Source organism: Nakamurella multipartita DSM 44233, assembly GCF_000024365.1.
Lineage (GTDB): Bacteria > Actinomycetota > Actinomycetes > Mycobacteriales > Nakamurellaceae > Nakamurella > Nakamurella multipartita.
The window spans coordinates 5160566-5180037 of sequence record NC_013235.1 but is presented as its reverse complement, the minus strand read 5'-3'; the positions used below and the strand labels follow the sequence as shown (position 1 = coordinate 5180037).

The following is a 19472-nucleotide window of genomic DNA, read 5'->3' as shown; positions in this document are numbered from 1 at the left end:
CGCCGGTCGAATCGGATGCGCCCGCCGGGTCATTCGCAAAAAGTCAGCGCCGGAAGACGCCCAGTCCCTCCTTGTTGTAGAACTCGATCGTCATCGTCGACGCGGTCTCGCCGGTGGTCTCGAAGGTGACCGCGGAGATGCTGCCATCGGGCGCGTTCTCCCCGGTCGGCACCATGGTGAACACCTGACCGTCCCAGTGGGCCAGCGGGAACTGCTGGTTGTCCGGGCCCAGGGTCAGTACCAGGCCGCCGCCGGATTCGCTGACCGTGGCCGGGCCGACGTAATCGTTCTGATAGGTGCCGACGTAGGCCGAATTCGCGGCGGCCGGCGCCGGGTTGGCCGGTGCGCTCTGCCCGGCCAACGAGCCGACAGGGTCGCTGCCCGCGGCAAAGGCGCCGGCGTAGATTGGGCGCCAGTCGTGCTGGATGCTGCCGAACTCGGCCAGGTCGGCGAACTCCTGGCTCAGCGCCTCGGCCGCGCCGATCGGCGCCGCGTTGGTCAGCACCACGATGCCCAGGTTCAGGTCGGGGATGCCCAGGAAGGTGGTGCCGGCGCCGAGCCCGAACGCGCCGGAATGGCCGATCCGCACCCGTCCGGTGGCGTCGTTGCCGACGTTGAAGCCGTACCCGTAGAAGCCGGCCCGGCCGGTGATGCTCGGGGGGATCAGGCTGCCCTCCACCGACCGCATGTGCGGGGTGAGCGCGGCGTTCAACGCCGCCGGGTCGACCAGCTGGGTGCCGTCGGCGGTCGTGCCCTCGTTGAGCACCATGGCCAGCCAGGTGGCCACGTCGGTGACCGAGGAGCTGACCCCGCCGGCCGGGGACTCCGCGTCCGGCTGCCGCACGTACTTGGCCTGGTACTCACCGTCGACGAGCACATGGCCGACCGCGCGATCCGGGTTGGCCTCGAAGTCGGCGAACGTCGAGCTGGTGTTGCTCATCCCCAGCGGGCCGTAGATGTCCCGCTCGGACAGCGTTTCCCAGTCGACCCCGGTCGCCCGGGCGACCGACTCGGCGCCGGCGGTGATCCCGAAGTTGGTGTAGTGGTAGATCGCCCGGAACGGTTCCAGCGGTTCGTACTTCAACTTCGACAGCACGTAGGCCCGGTCGTAGCCGAGATCCTCCAACAGGTCTCCCGCGTGGTCGGGCAGCCCCGAGCGGTGCGAGTACATGTCGGCGATGGTCACGTTCTGCGTGACATACGGGTCGGCCAAGGCGAATTCGGGCAGGTGGGTGATCAGTGGGGTGTCCCAGGCCACCGTGCCCTTGCCGACCTCCTGCGCGATCACCGTGGCCCCGATCGGCTTGGACAGCGACGCCAGCTGGAACACCGTGTTGGCATCCACCGGCTCCGGCTGGCCGACCTCGCGAACCCCGTAGCCCTTGGCGAAGACGATCTGCCCGTCGTGCACGACGGCGACCGCCATCCCGGGGATGTTGGTCTGCTCCTGCATGCTGGCGGCCAGGCCGTCGATCTTGCGGATGGCCGAGCCGATCCACACGTCGTTGGCCGGTACCCGGGCGCGGCGGCCGGGTTCATCGGCGCCGCTGACTCAGCGGACGGCGCCGAGCCCTGGGCCGAGGACTGGACGGACCCGCTGGACTGGTCGGCTGAGTGTTCGGTGGCGGCCGTCGAGCTCGACGTGCAGGCGGCCAGGACGGTCACGGCGAAGGCGGCGGGCAGGGCCGACCAGCGGCGTCGGATCACGGCGGACTCCAGTGGTGGGGTGGGTGGGCGGTCCGTTATTGCCCAGCACTGTATGCGGGGCGGGCCGTCCGGGCCGGGGTCGCCGGAGGAGGGGCTCGGGTGGTGGTCGCGGGCGCTCAGTCGTCCACGCCGCGGGCGGTCAACGCGTCCCCGATCGCGTCGGCCCGGCGCAGGGCCCGGACCACCGCGGGAACCACCAGCGCGCGCATCGAGAAGCTGGCGCCGCGGGCCTTGCGGGCCTGGGACACCGCGCCGATGATCTCGGCCATCAGCGGCACGCACCGGATCGTCAGGGCCAGCACCAGGCCGGCCCGGTCCGGATCGACCCCCACCCGGCGCAACGGGCCGAGCAGCCGCTGGCACACATCCAGCATGGCGGTGACCCGGGTGGTCAGGGTGACCAGCGCGGCCACGGCCACCGTCAGCAGCAGGGTCCCGCAGACCATGACGGCGCGCTCCGGGCCGGCGAAGATCACCTGGAAGATGCCGATGGCCAGCACGAACCAGCGCATCGGCCACAGTTGACGGCCGATCACCCGGGCCGGGATGCGGGCCAACGCGAACCCCGCGGCCAGGGCCAGCGCGGCCACCCCGAGCTGCCACGGCGCGGTCAGCAGCACGATGCCGACCACCGCCAGCAGCAGGCCGAGGAGCTTGACGCCGGCCGGAAGGCGGTGCAGCACCGAGGATCCCGGCTGGTACAGGCCGATCATCGACACGGCGGGGTCCTCGGAGGTGTCCTCATGGCGCGCTTCATTCCAGCAGTCCCGTGTAGACGGGCAGGGCCTGCGCCGGCGTCCCGTCGGCGACGACCTGACCCCGGTCCAGCACCACGACCCGGTCGAAACCGTCCAGCAGGTGCAGGTGGTGGGTGATCAGGACCAGTTGCTCGGGCAGGCTGCCGAGCAGGTTGCTGACCATCCGGGCGTTGCGCAGATCCAGCAGGGTCGTCGGCTCGTCGGCCACGATCACGTCCGGACCAGTCACCAGGACGGCGGCCAGGGCCAGCAGCTGCTTCTGGCCGCCGGAGAGCAGGTGCGTGGGGTGGTCGGCGTGGCCGGCCAGGCCGAACCGGCTCAACGTCTGGGTCACCCGGTCGGCGATCTCCGGCTTGCTCAGCCCGGAGCGGCGCAGCGAGAAGGCCACGTCCTCGGCCACGGTGGGCATGACGATCTGGTTGTCCGGATCGGTGAAGACGAACCCGACCCGCCGCCGGACCTCGCGGCCCTTGGACGTGGTGTCCAGCCCGTCGACGGTGACCGAACCGGCGGTCGGCGAGATCAACCCGTTGATCATCCGGGCCAGCGTGGACTTGCCCGAGCCGTTGGCGCCGACGATGCCGACCCGCTGCTCGGTCAGCACCAGGTCGACCCCGCCCAGCACGACCCGGTCGCCGTAGCGGTGCTGCACGCCGCGAAAACTGATCTCGGCCACGCTCAGGCCTCCGGATGGGCGAGGACCATGGCCAGACCCTGACCGCCACCGATCGCACACGTGGCCAGGCCCAGACCCGAACCGGCGGAACCCGCGGCGGCGGGATCGAGCAGCCGGGACATCAACCGCAGCAGCAGGATCGTGCCGGACGCGCCCCACGGGTGACCCAGTCCGATCGCACCGCCCTCGGCGCACACCCGGCTCTCGTCCAACCCGAGCTCCCGAGTGGTGGCCAGGACCACCGAGGCGAACGCCTCGGTGATCTCCACGGCGGCGAGGTCGGCCACCGCGATCCCGGTCCGGTCCAGCAGCCGGCGGACCGCTGGGGCCGGCGCCAGACCGGGCCGGTCGGGACGCCCGGCCGCCACCGCCGAGCCCACGATCCGCAGGTAGGGCAGGCCGGCCGCGCGGGCCGCCGCCTCGGTGGTCACGGCCAGCGCGGCGGCCCCGTCCGACACCCCGCAGGAGTTGCCGGCGGTCGCCGTGCCGTCCGGAGAGAACGAGGGCCGCAACCGGCCCAGCCGGCGTTCGTCCAGGCCGGGCCGGGGACGCTGGTCGGCGCCCAGCTGGGGCAGCGGCACGAGCTCGGCGGTGAACCGGCCGGCGGCCACCGCGGCGAAGGACAGGGCGTGCGAACGGGCGGCGTACCGATCCTGCTCGGCGCGATCGATGCCCAGTTCGGCAGCCACCGCGTCGGCGGCCTGGCCCATGTCCGGGTCGGGGAAACCGGACGGGGCGAACGGGGCGCGGGTGTAGCGCCGCGGGCCGTCATTGCGGTCGGAGCCGTCCGGGCCGGACGGCGGCCAGAATCGCCACGGCGCGCTGCTGGCCGATTCGGCGCCCCCGGCCAGCACCAGCTCGGCGTCGCCGGCCCGCACCCGGGCGGCGGCCTGCAGCACCGCGTCCAGGCCGGAGCCGCACTGGCGGTCCACGGTCACCCCGGGCACGTTCTGGCCCAGGCCGGCGGCCAGCGCGGCGACGCGGGCGATGTCCCCGCCGGGGCCCAAACAGTTGCCCAGGATGACGTCGTCGATGGGCCGGCCCAGAGCGGCGACCGCGCCGGCCACCGCGGCCAGCACCGGCGCGGCCAGGCCGACGACGTCGACCGCGGCCAACGCGTGCCCGCTGGTGCCGATGGGGGTGCGGCGCCCGGCGACCACCACCGGACGGCCGAGCTGGGGGCGCGTCACCGGGACGACGGTAGCGGCCGCAGGATCGGCGCCCGCGCCGGCGGGGGATCGCCCTGGTCGAGCGCGGCGAGCGCCGCGGCCACCCGGTGCCGGGCGACCTTGCCGCCGCCGGTGCGGGGCAGCCGGTCGGCCAGCAGCCAGCGCCGTGGCCGGGACTGCGCCCGCAACACCGCCTGCGCGGCGGTCCGGATCGAACTCAGGTCGCCCCCCGGGGCCGGCTCGAGCACCGCGGTCACCAGCTGGCCCAGCCGCGGGTGCGGGGTGCCGACGACGGCGACCGCGGCCACCCCGGGCAACTGCAGCAGGGCGTCCTCGACATCCTCGACCAGGACGGTGGCGCCCCCGGTGGTGATCGCGGCGTCCCCGCGGCCGCGGATGCGCAAGCCGTCGCCGTCCGGCGCGGCCAGGTCGCCGACGGTGGCGAAACCCTGCTCGTCCCGCCGGAACGGCCCGGCCACCCCGGGCGGATAGCCCAGGGACAGGAACGGCGAGCGCACCCACACCACGCCGTCGCGGACCTGCACCTGCGCGCCGGGGAACGGGCCCAGCGGGCCGGGTATCCGGCGCGCGGCGACGAAGGACAGCTCGGCCGCGCCGTAGTACTCGGTGACGGCCAGGCCGCGGGCGACGGCCCGCTCGGCCAGCCGGTCGGGCAGGGCCGAGCCGGCCACCACCAGGGTGCGCAGGGGAGCGTCCGGGGCGAGCTCGTCGAGCAGCGCCCCGATCCGGGACGGGACCAGATGGGTCGCGGTCGCCGTCGCCGGATCGTCGATGAGGTGGGCGCCGACGGCCAACGCGTGCACGGCCGCGAACAGGTGCATCGTCGCGTGCAGCGGGCCGGTGAGCAGCACCCGGTCCCGCGGCCCGATGCCGGTCAGCGCGCTGAACGGTGCGAACGAGCTCGTCCACGACGCGGCGGTGCGCAGGACGGGCCGAGGATGGCCGGAGGTGCCGGAGGTGATCACCACCAGGAAGGTGCCGGCGGGCAGTTGGGGGGGCAGGTCGGCCGGCCCCGGGCCGGTCCCGTCCGGATCGGTGACCAGCACCGGCCGACCGGCCCGGGCCGCGGCGAAGACGCAGGCCAGCGCAGCGGGCAGCTCCGGGCCGGCCACCGTCAGCGGGCCGGGCGCCGCCTGCCCGGCCCGGCGCTCGACCAGATCGGTGAACTGCCGGTAGGTCCAGGTGCGGCCGCCGCGGGTGATGGCCGGGGCGTCGTCGGTGCGCCCCGGAACCAGCGCCGGGTCGGTCAGGGCGCGACCTTCTGCGTCGGCGGCTGGGGGCTGTTGGTGGCGACACCGGGGATCAGCCCGGGGTAGGCCCGGTGCACCTGCTTGACGACCACGGCGGCGACGACGGCCTTGAGCACATCACCGGGCAGGAAGATGAATCCGCCGGTCGCGGCCGGCCAGCCGAAGCGGATGCCCCACCAGAGCATGCCGATGGCGCCGATCACCACGACCCCGCCGACGATGTTGACCACGATGCCCTGCCACAGCGGGTAGCGCGGCAGGATCTTGGCGGTCAGCGCCCCGATGACGACGACGCCGACCAGCCAGCCGACCAGGTAACCGGCCGACTGCCCGGCCCAGACCCCCAGTCCGCCGCGGCCGCCGGAGAGCAGCGGCAGTCCGGCCGAGACCAGCACCAGGAAGACCAGCACGCTCAGGAAGCCCTTGCGGGCGCCGAGGATGCCGCCGGCCAGCATCACGCCCAGGGTCTGCAGGGTGATCGGCACACCGATCCCGCCCACCGTGATGGCGGGCGGGAGGCCGAGCGCGGCAATGAGTGCGGCGAAGATCGCGATCTGGGCCAGATCTCGCGCCGTGCTCTTGCGGTTCGCCATGAATCGATCCTTCTCAAATGTCGGGTCTTGTCGGGTCCCGGGTGGTGGGTCAGGGGCCGCGGTCGAGCTTAGAGGTTGCGACAAATCGGACGGTAGCGGGTGCCGGGCCTCCCCGCTCGTCCGGTGCGCCGGGCGGTCGATAGGGTGATCTGCAGTCCCTCGCCGCCGATTCGTTTCGTGCCCGGCGGCCATCACCAGGAGGCCCGGCAGTGTCCACCAGCCATCACAGCGGTCGTGCCTTGATCGTGTCCATCACCGATCACACCCTGCACGGCGAGGACGACGGCGGGGCCGGCGCGCTGGTCACCGAGCTGTTGCAGGAGGCCGGGTTCGTCGTCGACGGATCGGTCACCGTGCCCTCGGACGAGGTCGCCATCCGGACCGCGTTGAACACCGCGGTCATCGGCGGGGTCGATCTGGTCGTCACCGTCGGCGGGACCGGGGTCTCGCCCCGGGACGTCACCCCGGACGTGACCGGCGAGGTCATCGACCGGGAGCTGCTGGGCATCGCCCAAGCCCTGCGCTGGTCCGGGATGGCCGCCGGCGTCACCGACGCCGTCATCTCCCGCGGTCTGGTCGGGGTCTCCGGGTCGACCCTGGTGGCCAACATCGCCGGGTCCCGGGCCGCGATCCGGGACGGGATGGCCACCCTGACCCCGCTGGCCATCCACGTCATCGACCAGCTCAGCGACCCCGAGGTCTGATCAGCCGGCGGGCTTGTCGCTGCCGAGCACCTTGTCCTTGAGCTCGCTGACCACTCCACCGACCAGCTGACCGGCGGTGCCGGCCACCGCCTTGGTCTTCTCCACCACCGGGCCCGCGGTCTGCAGGGCGGCCCCGGCCACGTCACCGGCGACCGCCTTGGCCTTGTCCACGGCCGGCGCGGCCAGGCCCAGTACCGGCGCCGCGACCTCGCCGGCCTTGTTCAGCACCGGCCCGGCGACCTGGGTGGCCTTGATCACCGCGTCGCCGGCCAGATCCTTGGTCCTGTCCCACACCGGGCCGGCGGTCTGCGCCGCCTTGATGATCGCCTCGCCGGCGGCGTCCTGGGCCTTCTGGCCGAGCCCGTCCGCGGTTCCCTTGGCCTTGTCGATCATTCCCACGGGTGGCTCCTGGAGGTGGGCCGGCGACGGGGCCGACCGGCGACCTCGCCGGCGGTGGAATGCTGGCGGGATGAACTTACCCGGCGAAACCGGACCCGACCATGCGGCCGGCGAGGGTGACCCGAGCCCGTCCGAGCTGGCCGATCAGGCGCGCCGCCGGCGGCGGCTCGATGAGATCTTTGGCGATGTGCTGCCCGAGACGACGGGCGACGAACGCCGGTCGGGGCGGCCGGCCGACCAGGATCACTGGTACCTGGAGAACCGGCCGCCGCACCACGGCTGAACGCGAACTGATCGGCCGAACTGTTCGGCCGAACTGATCGGTGGGCGCCGGACGCTCAGCCGGCGTCCGGCTTGGCCGCCGGCCCGTCGGCCTTGGCCACCGGGGCGCCCTCCAGGCCCTGCAGCAGGTCGCGGATCTGCATGAGCAGCTCGACCTCGGTGGGGTCGGCCTTGACCGCGACCTTCTTGCGGGCGGTCAGATCCTGGATCTTCTTCATCGGCGCGACGAAGACGAAGTAGACGACGAGCGCGGTGATCAGGAAGGTGATGATCGCGTTGAGGATGGCGCTGATGTTGACGTACGACTCGGGCTTGCTGGGGTTGATGTAAAACCCGATGGAGCCGGTCTCCACGCCGCCGAACGCGTTGAGCACCGGCTGGATGAGGTTCGCGGTGAAGGCGGTCACCAGGGCGGTGAAGGCCGCGCCGATGACGACCGCGACGGCCAGGTCGATGACGTTTCCGCGCAGGATGAAGTCCTTGAATCCTTTGATCATGTCCCCTCCTCAGGAGCTGGCACCCCGCGGGTAAGTCAGGTCGGCGTGGTCCGCACGCCGGACCTGACCGGGGACGACCCGACATCGCGCCCCCCGAGATGACGCAGCGACAGTACCGTCCGCGTGGGTCGATCAGATGAAGCGCAGGGCCAGGGTCCCGGTCAGGGCAGCCGCGACCACCTGATCGGCCGAATCCTGCGGGACCGCGAGGACGACCGGCGCCTGCTCGTCGCGGCGGGCGGTCGCGTCGCCGACCAGCAGCACGACGGCGTCCGCCACCAGGGCGGTGGCGCCGCCGGCGTCGTCGACCGCGACCACGGCGACGTGCATCCCCGGTCGGAGCAGGTCGATGACCGTGGCGTCGGCCGGGCGGATGGGCACCGCCACCCGCCCCGGGCCGGGGGCCGGTCCGATCGGATCGACCAGACGCACATCGGTGAGCACCTCACCGCGGCGGGCCGCACCGGACAGCACCCGGCCGGCGACCGGGCCGGGGTCGGTCAGCGCGCCGTCCGGAGGCCGCAGCACCGCGGTGGTCGTCACGTCCGTGGCCAGCAGGACGGCGCCGATCGGCAGGTCCCGGGTGAGCACCAGCACCGGGGTGCCCGCAACCGGCGGGGTCGGCAGGAGCAGCAACGCGGCCGCGGTCAGCACCAGGGCCGCCGCCAGCAGGCGGCGCAGATTCCGCGGCCACCGGCCGCCCCGCCGCCGGTCGGCCCACCGCTGCCGTACCCGGTCGAGCGGGGTCGGCCGCAGGTCTGGCCCGGGGCGTCGGTGCAGGCGCGTGCTCATCGTCGCGACGGTAGGCCGCGCCCGGGCAGCATGGTCGGCCCGTCCGGATTGCTGTGGACAAACCTTGTGGACAACTCCCGGTCAGGCGGCCGGCTGCAGGCGCAGGATGCGGTCGTCGCCGTCCCGGACGTCGCCGCGACCGTCGGTGTTCGAGGTGATCAGCCACAGGCTGCCGTCGGGCGCGGCGACCACGGTCCGCAGCCGGCCGTAGACGCCGTTGAGATGGCCGACCGGCTCCCCGGTCAGCTCCCCGTTCGACTCCCCGGTCGATTCCGCCCCGGACTCGGTCAGCGGGATCTGCCACAGCTGCTGCCCGCGCAGGCCGGCCATCCAGATGGAGCCCTGCCAGAAGGCGATGCCGCTGGGGGAGGCGTCCGCGGTCGACCACTGCCGCTGCGGGTTGACGAATTCGGGATTGACGCCGTCGGGGTTGTCGCCGATTCCTTCGACGACCGGCCAGCCGTCGTTGTCGCCGGCTTGGACCAGGTTCAACTCGTCCCAGGTGTTCTGGCCGAACTCGGCGGCCCAGAGCCGGCCCCGGTCGTCGAAGGCCAGGCCCTGCACGTTGCGATGGCCCAGGCTGTAGCCGGCGCCGCCGGCCAGGACCGGATCGTCCGGGTTGCCGGCGGCCGGCCGGAGCTGGGAGTCCAGGCGCAGGATTTTGCCGCCGAGCGCGTCCGGGTCCTGGGCCTGGGGCCGGTCCCCGGCGTCCCCGGTGCCGACGTAGAGCAGCCCGTCCGGGCCGAAGACGATCCGGCCGCCGTTGTGGATGCCGGCCTTGGGAATGCCGGTGAAGCCGACCTGCTGATTGCCGATTGCCCCGTCGACGAGTTCGACGGTGGCGATCCGGTTGTCCTGTGCGGCGGTGTAGTAGACGTACAGCCGGTGGTCGGTGCTGAACGCCGGGGAGACGGCGATCCCGAGCAACCCGCCCTCGCCACCGGGCACCACCCCGTCGACGGTGCCCACCGGCGTGATGGTGCCGTCGGGGTCGACCAGGCTGATCGTGGCGGTGTCGCGGCTGGTGACCACGGCTCGCCCGTCGGGCAGGAAATCCAGGCCCCACGGTGAGGCCAGGCCGGTGGCCACGGTGCTCACCTGCACGGTGCCGGCGGGGGAGGGCACGGTGGACAACACCGTGGACGGCACGGCCGACGGGTCAGTCGGCGGATCGGTCGGCGAGGTGGCCGCCGAAGCGGGCGCGCTCAGCCCGATGGTGGTGCTGGCCGGTAGGGGTGCGCCGGCCCCTGAACAGGCGGCCAGCGCGCCGATGACGGCGAGGCCGGCGACCAGCCCCATCCGGCGACGCCAGCGGTCGCGGATCGGGGCGGGTCGCACTCTCAGCTGGCGGCCTTGGCCGTGGAGCTCGAACTGCTCGTGCTGGCGGCCGGCTTGCTCGAGCTGCCGGAATCGCTCGATCCGCCGGAGGAGGAGTCGGACTTGGCCGCCGGCTTGTCCGCCTTGGCGGCGGCCGGCTTGTCGGCCTTGTCGCCGCTGGCCGGAGGGGCCGTGGCGGTCTTGCCGTTGCGCGAATCGGTGCGGTAGAAGCCGCTGCCCTTGAAGACCACGCCGACCGAGCCGTACACCTTGCGCAGCTGGCCGCTGCACACCGGGCAGGTGGTCAGCGAGTCGTCGGTGAACGCCTGCACGGCCTCGAAACGATGGCCGCACTCGGTGCACGCGTATTGATAGGTGGGCACGGGTCCTCCGGGCGCGGTGTCGTCACGATGCTCTTTGGCACTCGACAGTGCCCAGTGCCAGATCCGATGATGCGCCCGAACCCGTGGCGTGCGCAAATGGCGGGCGGTCGGTGTTCGCTCAGTGGGGCAGGCTGATCAGTCCCCGAGAGGGAGTGACGGCCGCCGTGACCGGCCGGTCCAGGTCGTCGTGCGGCACGTCGAGGCCGAGTTCGTCGTCGTAGACGACGGCGATCAGCCGGTCCCGGGCCGGGCCGCGCAGCTCCCCGCGCAGGGCGAGGGTCCGGTCGTAGTGCCCGCCGCCGCGCCCCAGCCGGTGCCCGTGCGGGCCGACCGCCAGGGCCGGGACCAGGACGGCGTCGGCGTCGGCGATGGCCTGCGGTCCCAGGCGGGGCCCGTCCGGTTCCTCGATGCCCAGCTGGCCGGGCCGGGTCGTCTCGGTGAACAGGCACCAGTCCAGCGGCGCCGCCCCGGTGACCACGGGGATCAGCAGCCGGGTCCGGGCGGCCAGGGTGCGCAGCAGATCTCGGCCCAGGGGTTCGCTGGGCAAAGGCAGGTAGGCGGCGACACATCCGGCGCCGGTCAGGTCGTCGGTCAGGTGCACGGCGACCGCCGCGCGGGCCCGTTCGCGATCGGCTTCGGGGCGGGCCCGACGGGCCGCGAGCAGGCTGGGCCGCAGGGCCCGTTTGGCGGCGGCGACGTTCTGCGAACCGGCGAGCATGCCTCGAACGGTAGGCCGCGGCGGTGTCGGGGCGTGAACGCGGTCGCCCGGGGCGTTACCGTTGGCGACCATGAACTCCCTGGTCGGTCCTGCGTCGGTGGCGCCGCGATGAGGTCGGTGGCCGAACAGCTCGAGCGGGTGCTGGCGATCGCGGTCACGCCCCCTCCGGTGCGCACCGCGATCTCCGAGGCTCAAGGCCTGCTGTGCGCGGAAGAGGTGGTCGCCTCCTCCGCCCTGCCCTCGTTCGATCAGGCGGCCGTCGACGGGTACGCGGTCCGGTCGGTCGACGTCGCCATCGCCGCCGAGGGTCATCCCGTTGTGCTGCCGGTGGTGGGGGAGATCGAGGCCGGCGCCCGCACCCCGCACCGGCTGCAGCCCAACCAGACCGTCTACGTGGCGACCGGAGCGGCCCTGCCGACGCTGGCCGACGCGGTCGTCCCGCGCTCGCACACCCAGGGTGGCGGCGCGCGGGTCTCGGTGATCAAGCCGGTCGAGTCGGGCAGCTACGTGCGCCGCACCGGTGAGGACGTGCAGCCCGGTGACGTGGCCGTGCGCTCCGGCGCGTTCATCGGAGCCGCCCAGGTCGGCCTGCTGGCCGCGGTCGGCCGGGACAAGGTGCTGGTGCACCCACGGCCCCGGCTGTCCATCATCTCCATCGGCGACGAGCTGGTGGACGTGGCCCGCACGCCCGGGCCCGGGCAGGTCTACGACGTCAACTCGTTCGCGCTGGCCGCCGCCGCCCGCGACGCCGGCGCCGACGCCACCCGGGTCGGCATCGCGCCGGGTGATCCCCGCCGGTTGCGCGAGCTGGTCGAGGCCCGGTTGCTGGTCTCCGAGGCGGTGCTGATCTCCGGCGCGGCCGGCGGTCGCAGCGCCGAACTCGTCGTCGAGGCCCTGTCCGACCTGGGCACCCTGGACCTGACCCGGGTGGCCATGCAGCCCGGGTCAGCGCAGGGCTACGGCTTGTTGGGCACCGACCGGGTGCCGACGTTCCTGCTGCCGGCCAACCCGGTGTCCGCGTTGGTCGTGTTTGAGGTGATCGTCCGGCCGCTGATCCGGATCATGCTCGGCCGGCGCAATCCCTACCGGCGGACCGTGATGGCCCGCTGCCTGGAGCCGATCACCTCGCCGATGGGTCGCCGCCAGTTCCTGCGCGGCCAGCTCATGCGCGACGACGAGGACGATTACCTGGTGCACATCCTGGGTGGCAGCGGCACCCACCTGCTGGCCTCGCTGGCCGAGGCCAACTGCCTGGTGCTGGTCGACGAGGAGACCACCTCGGTCCCCGTGGGTCAGGAGGTTCCGGTGTCGTTCCTGGCGCAACGGGCCTGACGGCGATGACTCCGGCTGGATTCACGGCCGGTGGGACCCACCCGGGCTGGCCGGCCACCCTCGGGCCGCTGGCGACGATCAGCGGCGAGGTCGCCGGCCGTCCGCTGCAACGACGCGACTTCGCCGACTGGCAACGCGCCCGGCTCCGCGACGAGGCGCTGATCAAGCGGTGGGACGCGACCAGCGAACTGACCTGGGAGCAGCGGCACAGCCGGGCGATGTGGCACTCGCACCGCTCGCTGCTGCGGATGGGGGCCCGGCGCGGCGAGGTCGTCCCGTTCGCGATCACCGTCGACGGCGCGTTCGCCGGGCAGGTCACCCTGGGCGGCATCCAGCGCGGGGCGCTGCGCTCGGCCTGGGTCGGCTACTGGGTCGACTCCCGGTTCCAGGGCAAGGGAGTGGCCACCGGGGCGGTGGCGATGATCGTCGCGCACGCCTTCGGTCCGGTCGGTTTGCACCGCGTGGAGGCCACCATCTCGCCGCAGAACCTGTCTTCGCGCGCGGTGGTCGAGCACCTCGGATTCCGGGTCGAGGGAGAGCTGCTGCGCTACCTGGACATCGACGGGGCCTGGCGGGACCACCTGCTCTACGGGCTGACCGTCGAGGAGCTGCCGGACGGGCTGCCCCAGCTGCTCGGCCGATGGCGGGCCTCGGGTTCCGGATCGGCTCCCGGCCCCCGCTGACCCCTGTGACGGGTGGGACGAGAGTCAACTGCTCCCATCCGTCACCGGATTCTGCCGCCAAGGGTGTGTCCCTACCGGGACCTGCGCAATCGGCGCTCTAGCGTGCACTTGACGAGTCATTTCCGTCGTCGCGTGACGAGTGCGACGCTGATCGGAGGAGGGCCTCCGGATGAGTATCCCCACGTCGCTGATCGTGGTGCTGTTGGTGGTCGCCTGGCTCGTGGTGCTGGTGCCCATGGTCGCCAAGCGGCGCGACAAGGTGCCGCGCGCGCAGTCGGGCGGCAACGGGTTCCGCGTCCTGCGGCAGGCCCAGGCGACGTTGAAGCGTCGGCCCAAGCGGGTGAGCGGCACCGAGAAGTCGGCGACCGCGGGTGACGAGGCGGAGACGACCGCACCGGTCCCGGTGACCCAGACCGCGACCACCGGTCGCGAGCGCACCCTGGTCAGCGTCGGCGCCGCCGATCCGGGTCAGCCGGCCGACGCGGCCGAGGAGTGGGCCGCCGCCCACGCCGGATACCGCCCCGCGTCCCGGCCCGAGGCCGACCCGGCCGGCGAGTTCGACCAGGGCGAGCCGGCGTGGGACGCCGAGGCGGAGTCGACCCGGACCGCACTGCAGACCGCACCGCTGCCCGACGATTCGATCCAGGGTGCGCCGGTGCAGACCGCGCTGTGGGCCGATGCTCCCGAGCCGGCCGAATCCCAGCCGGAATCGGTCACTGCCTTCCCGCCGCCTCCGGACCTACAGGCCGGGCCCCGCATCCCCGCGGAGGTCGACGAGCAGGAATGGTCGGAGCACGCCGCGGCGTCGTCCGCTCCGCTGCACCGCACCGAGGTCGACGACGAGGCGCTGCGCCCGACGCCGCGCCGTCGCGGCCGCGGCGGGTACGACCCGGAGGCCGCCGAGGCCACCCGGGCCTACAAGTACCGCCAGCGGCGTCGGGTCAGCCTGGTGCTGGCCGCCGCCACCGTCGTCTTCACGCTCACCGCGATCCTGCTGGCCAGCTGGCTGTGGATCGGTGCGGTGGTCAGCCTCGGGTTGCTGGTCCTGTACTTGGCCTACCTGCGCCGGCAGGTCAAGATCGAGGCGCAGATCCGCCAGCGGCGGATGGAGCGCCTGCAACGAGCGCGGCAGATCCGTCCCGAGTACGGCCGCAGCCGCCCGCCGGCTCGCGCCGGACGCTCCGCCGCCGGACCCGGCCGGACCGTCGTCGACCTGGACGATGACGACCCGACCTTCGACCATCTCGAGGCCTACGATCCGCCCGTGATGTATCGGCGGGCCTCGGGTCAGTGAGGCCGACCGTCGAGGCGCCCGGGGCGTGTCCGCCCCGGGTCGCGGGACGGTGATCGTGGCGGCGTCCAAGAAGCAGACGGTGCCGGCGATCGATCCAGCCAGCCAGAACGGTTTCGCTCTTCGCTTCGAGTGGGGCCCGCAGGGCGCCGCCGCCATCGCGGCCGGCGCCGCCGCGGTGATCGTGATCGACGTGCTGTCGTTCACCACGACCCTGTCCGTCGCCATCGACGCCGACGTCGAGGTCTATCCCTTCCGCGTCCGGGACGCCTCCGCGGCCGCGTTCGCCGCCGGCCGCGGGGCCATGCTGGCCGTCGGCCGGCGCGAAGCCGGTGAGACCGGCATCAGCCTCTCGCCGCTGTCCGTGCGCCGGGCCGTGGCCGACGGCACGTTGACCCGCGGATCCCGGCTCGTGCTGCCCTCACCCAACGGCGCCACCATCGCCCGGCAGTTTGCCGGCACCGGGGTGCCGGTGATCGGGGCCTGCCTGCGCAACGCCACCGCCTGCGCCCAGTGGGCGGTCAAGGCCGTCCGTGGACCGATTGCCGTGGTCGCCGCGGGGGAGTGGTGGCCCGGCGAGGCGCTGCGTCCGGCCGTGGAGGACCTGTGGGGCGCGGGCCTGGTCATCGACGCCCTGGCCGTGGCCGGGGCCGGCCCGATGTCACCGGAGGCCGCGGCCGCCCGCTCCGCCTACCGCGGGGTGGGCCGCAACCTGGCCATGGGCCTGGCCGCCTGCTCGTCCGGGTTGGAGCTGGCCAACGACGGCCACGGCGACGAGATCCCCGTCGCCGCCGAGATCGACGCCTCCCGCCGGGTGCCGCTGCTGGCCGGGGAGTCCTTCCGGGCTGCGGGCTCGAGCTGATCCGTTTCCGGCCCGCGCCGCCCACTCGCACCGCTCCACGAATGTGATCGCCGCTCCCCGTCGGGCAGGAGCGGCATTCACATTGGTGGAGCTGCGTGCGTGGCTGAGGAGCTGTGTGCTGCGTTGCTGCCCCGGGCCGGGTTCGACCGTGGCGCAGACGGCGCTCCGGCGCTGCTAAAGTAGTCGCGGCCTTGGTTCACGCCGAGGCCTTGGGGCTGTAGCGCAGTTGGTAGCGCGCTTCGTTCGCATCGAAGAGGTCCGGGGTTCGATTCCCCGCAGCTCCACCACGACCGTCCTATTCGAACCATTGACCGCGTCGATGGAACCCCCGAGTGGGCCGATCACGGTTCCCGCGAAAGACCCGACCTCCGCGTCGGGTCTGTTTTGGTTTGGTTCCTCCGGAGTTGCTTCGGCGACCCGCTGGATGTCCAGGAGCGGCCGGGTGCGCTCATCGTGCCCCACCCCAAGATCATCGAGGTACAGCCGTTCGAAGAACGCATCGTTGAGAAGACGTCGGACATTGTCCGGAGATTGCAGGTACAGCCGCGCTGGTTCGTCGAGCAGGTTCAGGTAGCGACGAAGGATGTCTGCGCCTTGAGCCAACTGGTCGTCACTGTCGGTTAGTTGGTCTTCGGCGCTTTGACGCTCCGCCTGCAGCTTGCGGAGGCGGACTCGAACGCGGTCGGTGGCCAACTCACGGTCTGCGAGCAGATCGAGCAGGCCCTCCTCTTGGGCGTCCAGCCTGGCAAGCTGCCGCTTCACGCTGGCGTGGAGTTCGCGCAGCGTCCGCTGTTCGTCGTCCATCGCTTTGGCGATCCAGACCCGTAGGCCGGCGATGAACTGGTCCGGCAGTTGCACGGTCGGGTAGTGCTGTTCGATGTACTGCTCGACCTGCCAGACTGGGAGATGCCGTAAGTCGCAGACTCCGTCCTGGCGTCCGCGGCAGACGAAGTAGGAGTACCGCTTGCCTGCGTGACCGGTCGCCTCGGTGTAGATCAAGCGGCTCGTGCGCTGGCGCTGGTAGCAGCGGTCGCAGAACAGCACACCTTTCAGATAGTGCGCGTGGATGCGGTCCCGCAGACCGTTCTGGGAGCGGGAGGCGAGAACCTCTTGCACCCGTTCGAAGAGCGCCGGACTGACGAGCGCTTCGTGACGACCGGGATAGGTCTGGCCCTGATAGGTGACGACTCCCGTGTAGTACGGGTCTCGCAGCATCTGATGCAGCTTGTTCAACGAGACTGGCTGCGGCGGCCGGTTGGCGGTCGACCGGGTAGTCAGTCCCTGGTCAGCCATCGACGCTTGGAGCCGCTCGAGGGAGTACTCGCCCGTGGCGTAGAGCGACCAGGCCATCTTGATGAGCGGTGCCCGGACTTCGTCGACTTCGACGGTGTTGACCTGTCGGCCTTCGTACTCAACACGGGTGTTTCGGTAACCGAGGGGAGCACGACCGACGGTGCCGCCGCGCTTAATCTTCTCACCCATCTTGTACCGGATGTCGGCACCGTCGGACTGTGATCGGTACTGGTTGAAGGCGGCCAACATGCCGTGCATCAGCTGGCCTTCCGGGGACTCGTCGATGTTCTCGGTGGCCGAAATGAGCGAGGTTCCCCACGACTGGAGGTCGGCCATCACGAAAGCGTCGTCAAGCCGGTTGCGGTTCATTCGGGACAGCTTGTAAACAATGACATAGGCAACATCTCGCTCGCGTTTGATACGCCGCATCATTTCCTGAAACCGGACGCGTTTTGTCATCTCGGTGGCGCTTCGGCCAGGCTCGACGTACTCGTCAACTACCTTCAATCCCAGCTGGTCAGCTTTTCGCTGGCAGGAGACTCGCTGTGCCGGTATGGAGATCCCTTCAGGGTCGAAGTCCGTATTGACTTGACCCGCGCTGGATACGCGAAGGTAGAAGACAGCGTTCTTGGCGGCATCCTCGGGGATCGTGCGCTTGCGGCGCGGACTCATGTTGCAACAACCTCCAAGTGCGGAAAGTCTGGGTGGGCAGGACGTTGGTAGCGACGGGAACTGACTGGGCGGCTCGACGCGGGTTCGCGGCCAAGAGCACACCGCGGTGCGACATCGGTGAGGCCGCTCTGGGCAAGTCGCACGTTGATTGCCTGCAGCGACACATCGAATGCCGCCGCCAGGGCGGCAACCTGTTGCAACCGTTCGCCCCAGGCTCGTTTGAGCAGCCCACGCGGAATAAGGGCGCATCCGGCGAAGTAGTCGGCGGCGTGCTCGGCGCGGACCAGTGCCTCTTGTCCGGCGCCGTACAGAAGCTCAACCCGGCCGTGGTCCACGATGTGCTTGTACTCGTGCAGCAGGGTGAAGCGCTGCCGCGTGCTGGGCTCGTTGCCGTTCACCTGGATGACCCACGTCCGGCGGTCGCTCTCCCAGAAGCTACAGCCGCTGGTCGGCAGGTCGAAGCGCTGCTCCACCTGGATGCGGGGCAGCTCCAGCAGAATTGTCTCGGGCACCGGCCACTGCCGGATGTCGAATCGGCCAAGCAACCGCGCGGCCTGCTGTTCAGCAACGCGTAGGGCTTCCGTGAAGCTCGCGGGGCGCTGTGGTGTCAAGGCCCGCAAGCTCGTGAGTACCGATGGCACCATGGTTTCGGGTTCATTCTCTCTCGTCATATTGTTTCCCCTCCCTTCTTGTTCATTCGATAGCCACCTGCCACATATGAAGAGGCAGCCAGCCGGGTATCTCACGTTTCGTCTTCGCCGTCGGCAGGTCCATCGGAGATGCGGTACTTCTTGGCGAGCCGCTCGAAGTAGGCGCTCATCTCCTGTACGGCCTCATCCGGCATCCTGTGGTACTTCGTGCGGAGGTACGGCGTGAAGCTGGGCAACTGGCTGTCCGGCATGACGTTGACCAGTGCCAGCATGTCAGCAACAGGAATATCCAGCACCGCGCAGATGGCGGTCAGTGTTTCGACGGATGGCCGTGGGTTGGTACAGTTCTCCAAGCGTGTCACCGATGCAGGTGTAATGTCTGCGCGCCGGGCGACTTCGCTGGCAGACAGGCCGAGTTCGTGGCGCCGGCCCCTGAGTAGGTCGGCGAGTTCCTCTTGCTGGGTAAAGCTGAGCTGTGGCATCAGAAATTCTCCTTCGATACCCCCGATTATATTCCCCTCGTTGAACAGAATCAATGAAAGTGTGTATTCCACAACAAAGCCCAGGCTTACCTGAGAATTGTTTTCAGACGTCACCGCGGAATATCCAGCACCCGCCACCCGGCTTCTGCATGAGCTGAATTGACCCCTCCAGCCACAAGTCCTGTGCCAGCTGCTCGGCATCGACCGTGGTGTAGCGCGCCACTTCCGGCGGCAGCACGTCATCGACCACTTGCTGCCAGCCCATCTCCGCCCAGAGATGTTCACCGTAGGCGGTCAGGCTGTCGTACTCCCCCAGGTAGGCCTCGGTGAACAACGGCCACCGATCCGGCTCGCCTTCGAACGCTTCTGCCCAGGATGAGAACGCCTCCCCGTGCTCGGCGATGCCTTCAGCCAGGTCGTGCAGCATGTCCAGGTCGTCGTGTTCATGCACGGTGACGACGCCGAAGTGCTCGGAGTCGTGGATGGCCCAGTCGCCGTAGTCCTCACCTTCGGCCTGGAGGACTGGTGAACGTTCTAGCATCTGTCGGATGGCCAGCTCGATGTCTTCCAGCGGCATGGTCATGTCGACCCAGGTGCCGTGCCGCTTGCCGACGTTGAAGTCGGCCAGGCTGGCAACGTAGACGCTCGGAGGCTCGGGTGGCCGCCGCTCCGCCTCGACAGTCTCGGTCGGGCTGTCCGCCTCTGCCGCGGCCCCGATTGATTGTTCGACCGCCGTCGGCGTGGCGACATCCGCGTCGCCGACCATCGATCCGGCACGATCCGGCTCGTCGCCCTCACTTTGTTCGTTCTCTGAATGTGGTTGCTGTTCCATAGCTTTCCTCCTTTCGTGGGCTACTGATCTGCTCAGGGTGAGCGGGGCAGGAGAGGTGGCGAGATCGGGATCCGGGATTGCCGGGTCTGATCTCGAAGCCGCTCTCCTG

The 19472-nt window shown here is 71.2% G+C and carries 23 protein-coding genes, 1 tRNA gene and 1 pseudogene; 9 read left to right on the top strand and 16 right to left on the bottom strand.

Annotated elements, in window-relative coordinates; genetic code table 11:
* Positions 1-43: 43 nt before the first annotated feature.
* The 6 genes from NAMU_RS23060 to NAMU_RS23035 all read right to left on the bottom strand — a co-directional run bounded on the left by NAMU_RS23060 (position 44) and on the right by NAMU_RS23035 (position 6174).
* A complete protein-coding gene (locus NAMU_RS23060) occupies positions 44-1501 on the bottom strand; it encodes a serine hydrolase (protein WP_015749748.1) in 1458 nt (485 codons plus the stop codon).
* A gap of 322 nt (positions 1502-1823) precedes the next feature.
* The gene (locus NAMU_RS23055; RefSeq protein WP_041371393.1) at positions 1824-2420 is read right to left on the bottom strand and encodes an energy-coupling factor transporter transmembrane component T family protein; all 597 of its coding nucleotides are present in this window, start codon (positions 2418-2420) and stop codon (positions 1824-1826) included.
* A 40-nt stretch (positions 2421-2460) separates the two neighbouring features.
* Positions 2461-3141: an energy-coupling factor ABC transporter ATP-binding protein gene (locus NAMU_RS23050; protein ID WP_015749746.1), complete on the bottom strand. Its 681-nt coding sequence runs from the start codon at positions 3139-3141 to the stop codon at positions 2461-2463.
* A 2-nt stretch (positions 3142-3143) separates the two neighbouring features.
* Complete coding sequence (locus tag NAMU_RS23045; protein ID WP_015749745.1) at positions 3144-4331, bottom strand: thiolase family protein; 1188 nt, start codon at positions 4329-4331, stop codon at positions 3144-3146.
* Positions 4328-5443, bottom strand: a complete 1116-nt coding sequence (locus NAMU_RS23040; protein WP_015749744.1) for an ANL family adenylate-forming protein — start codon at positions 5441-5443, stop codon at positions 4328-4330. Before NAMU_RS23040 ends, NAMU_RS23045 begins: the two co-directional genes overlap by 4 nt.
* A 134-nt stretch (positions 5444-5577) precedes the next feature.
* Complete coding sequence (locus NAMU_RS23035; RefSeq protein WP_015749743.1) at positions 5578-6174, bottom strand: BioY family transporter; 597 nt, start codon at positions 6172-6174, stop codon at positions 5578-5580.
* Between the two features lie 209 nt (positions 6175-6383).
* Here NAMU_RS23035 and NAMU_RS23030 point away from each other — a divergent pair, with 209 nt between their 5' ends.
* Positions 6384-6878 (top strand): MogA/MoaB family molybdenum cofactor biosynthesis protein, encoded by a 495-nt coding sequence (locus NAMU_RS23030; protein WP_015749742.1) that lies wholly within the window; start codon positions 6384-6386, stop codon positions 6876-6878.
* Here NAMU_RS23030 and NAMU_RS27790 read toward each other — a convergent pair whose 3' ends face one another.
* Positions 6879-7277, bottom strand: a complete 399-nt coding sequence (locus NAMU_RS27790; RefSeq protein ID WP_015749741.1) for a hypothetical protein — start codon at positions 7275-7277, stop codon at positions 6879-6881.
* 70 nt (positions 7278-7347) lie between these two features.
* Between NAMU_RS27790 and NAMU_RS23020 the strand changes: the two genes are divergently transcribed.
* Positions 7348-7560 carry a hypothetical protein gene (locus NAMU_RS23020; protein ID WP_015749740.1) on the top strand — a complete coding sequence of 71 codons (213 nt, stop codon included), beginning with the start codon at positions 7348-7350 and terminating at the stop codon, positions 7558-7560.
* Positions 7561-7615: 55 nt separating this feature from the next.
* Here NAMU_RS23020 and mscL read toward each other — a convergent pair whose 3' ends face one another.
* The 5 genes from mscL to NAMU_RS22995 form a co-directional block, all read right to left on the bottom strand.
* The gene (gene mscL, locus NAMU_RS23015; protein ID WP_015749739.1) at positions 7616-8056 is read right to left on the bottom strand and encodes a large conductance mechanosensitive channel protein MscL; all 441 of its coding nucleotides are present in this window, start codon (positions 8054-8056) and stop codon (positions 7616-7618) included.
* Between the two features lie 132 nt (positions 8057-8188).
* A complete protein-coding gene (locus NAMU_RS23010) occupies positions 8189-8848 on the bottom strand; it encodes an SAF domain-containing protein (RefSeq protein WP_015749738.1) in 660 nt (219 codons plus the stop codon).
* 81 nt (positions 8849-8929) lie between these two features.
* On the bottom strand, positions 8930-10147 hold the full coding sequence (locus NAMU_RS23005; protein ID WP_015749737.1) for a PQQ-dependent sugar dehydrogenase: 1218 nt from the start codon (positions 10145-10147) through the stop codon (positions 8930-8932).
* A 41-nt stretch (positions 10148-10188) separates the two neighbouring features.
* The gene (locus tag NAMU_RS23000; RefSeq protein WP_015749736.1) at positions 10189-10548 is read right to left on the bottom strand and encodes an FmdB family zinc ribbon protein; all 360 of its coding nucleotides are present in this window, start codon (positions 10546-10548) and stop codon (positions 10189-10191) included.
* 118 nt (positions 10549-10666) lie between these two features.
* Positions 10667-11266: a 5-formyltetrahydrofolate cyclo-ligase gene (locus tag NAMU_RS22995; RefSeq protein WP_015749735.1), complete on the bottom strand. Its 600-nt coding sequence runs from the start codon at positions 11264-11266 to the stop codon at positions 10667-10669.
* A 108-nt stretch (positions 11267-11374) separates the two neighbouring features.
* On the opposite strand from NAMU_RS22995, the gene glp reads away from it, so the two are divergent.
* The 7 genes from glp to NAMU_RS22960 all read left to right on the top strand — a co-directional run bounded on the left by glp (position 11375) and on the right by NAMU_RS22960 (position 16262).
* Positions 11375-12598 carry a molybdotransferase-like divisome protein Glp gene (glp, locus tag NAMU_RS22990; protein WP_015749734.1) on the top strand — a complete coding sequence of 408 codons (1224 nt, stop codon included), beginning with the start codon at positions 11375-11377 and terminating at the stop codon, positions 12596-12598.
* 5 nt (positions 12599-12603) lie between these two features.
* Complete coding sequence (locus NAMU_RS22985; protein ID WP_015749733.1) at positions 12604-13281, top strand: GNAT family N-acetyltransferase; 678 nt, start codon at positions 12604-12606, stop codon at positions 13279-13281.
* A 169-nt stretch (positions 13282-13450) separates the two neighbouring features.
* On the top strand, positions 13451-14575 hold the full coding sequence (gene sepX / locus NAMU_RS22980) for a divisome protein SepX/GlpR (protein WP_015749732.1): 1125 nt from the start codon (positions 13451-13453) through the stop codon (positions 14573-14575).
* Positions 14576-14600: 25 nt separating this feature from the next.
* On the top strand, positions 14601-15434 hold the full coding sequence (locus NAMU_RS22975) for a 2-phosphosulfolactate phosphatase (RefSeq protein ID WP_015749731.1): 834 nt from the start codon (positions 14601-14603) through the stop codon (positions 15432-15434).
* Between the two features lie 211 nt (positions 15435-15645).
* Positions 15646-15721 (top strand) — tRNA-Ala (locus tag NAMU_RS22970).
* 166 nt (positions 15722-15887) lie between these two features.
* Entirely contained in the window at positions 15888-16058 is a 171-nt protein-coding gene (locus tag NAMU_RS30135) for a hypothetical protein (RefSeq protein WP_169312544.1), read from the top strand.
* Positions 16059-16262 (top strand): hypothetical protein, encoded by a 204-nt coding sequence (locus NAMU_RS22960; protein WP_041369343.1) that lies wholly within the window; start codon positions 16059-16061, stop codon positions 16260-16262.
* A gap of 324 nt (positions 16263-16586) precedes the next feature.
* On the opposite strand, the pseudogene NAMU_RS32000 reads toward NAMU_RS22960, so the two are convergent.
* From NAMU_RS32000 to NAMU_RS22940, 4 genes and pseudogenes are all read right to left on the bottom strand, one after another.
* Positions 16587-17399, bottom strand: a pseudogene (locus tag NAMU_RS32000) (recombinase family protein); the annotation flags it as partial.
* Positions 17396-18070, bottom strand: coding sequence for an ImmA/IrrE family metallo-endopeptidase (locus NAMU_RS22950; RefSeq protein ID WP_015749730.1), 675 nt, complete (start codon positions 18068-18070; stop codon positions 17396-17398). The gene NAMU_RS22950 and the pseudogene NAMU_RS32000, both read right to left, overlap by 4 nt.
* A 71-nt stretch (positions 18071-18141) precedes the next feature.
* On the bottom strand, positions 18142-18645 hold the full coding sequence (locus NAMU_RS22945; RefSeq protein WP_217180601.1) for a helix-turn-helix domain-containing protein: 504 nt from the start codon (positions 18643-18645) through the stop codon (positions 18142-18144).
* Positions 18635-19363, bottom strand: coding sequence for an antirestriction protein ArdA (locus NAMU_RS22940; RefSeq protein ID WP_015749728.1), 729 nt, complete (start codon positions 19361-19363; stop codon positions 18635-18637). Before NAMU_RS22940 ends, NAMU_RS22945 begins: the two co-directional genes overlap by 11 nt.
* Positions 19364-19472: the final 109 nt, after the last annotated feature.

Excerpts from the sequence above, each read along its gene's own strand:
- NAMU_RS23010 (WP_015749738.1), bottom strand. The coding sequence starts at position 8,848 with ATGAGCACGCGCCTGCACCGACGCCCCGGGCCAGACCTGCGGCCGACC.
- sepX (WP_015749732.1), top strand. The coding sequence starts at position 13,451 with ATGAGTATCCCCACGTCGCTGATCGTGGTGCTGTTGGTGGTCGCCTGG.
- glp (WP_015749734.1), top strand. The coding sequence starts at position 11,375 with ATGAGGTCGGTGGCCGAACAGCTCGAGCGGGTGCTGGCGATCGCGGTC.
- NAMU_RS23020 (WP_015749740.1), top strand. The coding sequence starts at position 7,348 with ATGAACTTACCCGGCGAAACCGGACCCGACCATGCGGCCGGCGAGGGT.
- NAMU_RS22950 (WP_015749730.1), bottom strand. The coding sequence starts at position 18,070 with ATGACGAGAGAGAATGAACCCGAAACCATGGTGCCATCGGTACTCACG.
- NAMU_RS23005 (WP_015749737.1), bottom strand. The coding sequence starts at position 10,147 with ATGGGGCTGGTCGCCGGCCTCGCCGTCATCGGCGCGCTGGCCGCCTGT.
- NAMU_RS23035 (WP_015749743.1), bottom strand. The coding sequence starts at position 6,174 with ATGGCGAACCGCAAGAGCACGGCGCGAGATCTGGCCCAGATCGCGATC.
- NAMU_RS22995 (WP_015749735.1), bottom strand. The coding sequence starts at position 11,266 with ATGCTCGCCGGTTCGCAGAACGTCGCCGCCGCCAAACGGGCCCTGCGG.
- NAMU_RS22940 (WP_015749728.1), bottom strand. The coding sequence starts at position 19,363 with ATGGAACAGCAACCACATTCAGAGAACGAACAAAGTGAGGGCGACGAG.
- NAMU_RS23055 (WP_041371393.1), bottom strand. The coding sequence starts at position 2,420 with ATGATCGGCCTGTACCAGCCGGGATCCTCGGTGCTGCACCGCCTTCCG.
- mscL (WP_015749739.1), bottom strand. The coding sequence starts at position 8,056 with ATGATCAAAGGATTCAAGGACTTCATCCTGCGCGGAAACGTCATCGAC.
- NAMU_RS22985 (WP_015749733.1), top strand. The coding sequence starts at position 12,604 with ATGACTCCGGCTGGATTCACGGCCGGTGGGACCCACCCGGGCTGGCCG.